Origin of the sequence: Nocardia farcinica (genome assembly GCF_029867845.1) — a bacterium.
Lineage (GTDB): Bacteria > Actinomycetota > Actinomycetes > Mycobacteriales > Mycobacteriaceae > Nocardia > Nocardia farcinica_A.
Genome location: NZ_JARWRU010000695.1, coordinates 1 through 1,096, shown reverse-complemented (window position 1 = coordinate 1,096; position 1,096 = coordinate 1). Strand labels below are relative to the sequence as shown.

At 72.7% G+C, this 1,096-nt stretch carries 1 protein-coding gene and 1 pseudogene; one reads left to right on the top strand and one right to left on the bottom strand.

The window, feature by feature from the left end; all coding sequences use genetic code 11:
- Nucleotides 1-196: 196 nt before the first annotated feature.
- Nucleotides 197-718, top strand: a complete 522-nt coding sequence (locus QH283_RS15265; RefSeq protein WP_280503656.1) for a hypothetical protein — start codon at nt 197-199, stop codon at nt 716-718.
- 5 nt (nt 719-723) lie between these two features.
- Here the strand turns inward: QH283_RS15265 and QH283_RS15260 are convergent.
- Nucleotides 724-1,096: pseudogene (locus tag QH283_RS15260) on the bottom strand (NYN domain-containing protein); the annotation flags it as partial.

Genomic DNA, 1,096 nt, shown 5'->3' with positions numbered 1-1,096 from the left:
GGGGGGGGGGGGGGGGGCGGGGGGGGGCGGCGGGGGCCCGCCCCCCCGCCGCTGAGGGAGACGGGGGGTGAAGCCGTTCATCGGTCAGCTCCTTCGTCGAACGACGACAGCCGCGCGGAACCACCAATCTAGTGGCTCACCTCGACACGCCGCCGCGATCGACGCGCGCGGGTCACCCGGGTGGTTCGATCTGGTCATGCGCATGTCACTGGTGGTGGCGTTGATCGTGTGTGGATCGGTGGCCGGGACCGTGCCCGCGGGCACAGACCAGGCGCAACCGTCCTGGTCGGGCGACTACTCGCTCAAGCGCTTCGCCGCGTCGAAGACCGGGACGAGCCTGGCCGCCCGGCAGCCCGAGCCGGACTTCGCCGACACGTACACCTTCGAGACGACCTGCGCGGACGGAACCTGCGTGGCGACGGTGATCGCCGGGCCGCCGCCCGCCAACCCGACCCTGCCGCTACCGGCGCGCTACACCTGGGACGGGACCAGCTGGGTGCACACCTACGACTGGGAGTGGGACTGCTACCAGGGCGAGGGCGTGCCGAAGGTGTGGGCGCCCGCGCACTCGGTCGCCTCGTACACGCCGCAGGAGAACGGCACGCTGACCGGTTCCTGGCGCACCGATATCGACAGCGGCCCGTGCGAGGGCTCGGTGATCATGGATGTCGCCGCCTATCCCGTCCCGCGCGGCGGCGGATCGGTCGGCAGCGGCTGACCAGCTCAGCCTTCGTCGTACTTCTCCCAGAAGCGCGAGCGCAGGCGGTAGCGGATGCCCTCGTCGAGGTCATACTTCTGCAGCGCGTCGGAGGCGTCGAGCAGCAGGGCGCCGTCGATCTCGCGGGGGATGGACGGGCGGGCGCGCTGGAGTTCGAGCTTCTCGGCGGCGGTGGCGCTCTCCCGGAACGAGGCGAGGACGCGGGTGACGACCTCGTCGATGATCTCCTCCTGCTCGTCGGTGTCCTCGCAGTAGGCGGGCAGGCCGCGGCCGGGCGAGCCGGTGGAGACGCTGTAGGCGAGCACGCTCTTGGGCGGGCGCGGGGCGGGGGCCTGGGCGGCTGCGGCGAGGTCGAGCGGGGTGCGCACGGTGGGGCGG

What these genes read in the sequence shown, in the direction of transcription:
- QH283_RS15265 (WP_280503656.1), top strand. Translation starts at nt 197, where the DNA reads ATGCGCATGTCACTGGTGGTGGCGTTGATCGTGTGTGGATCGGTGGCC.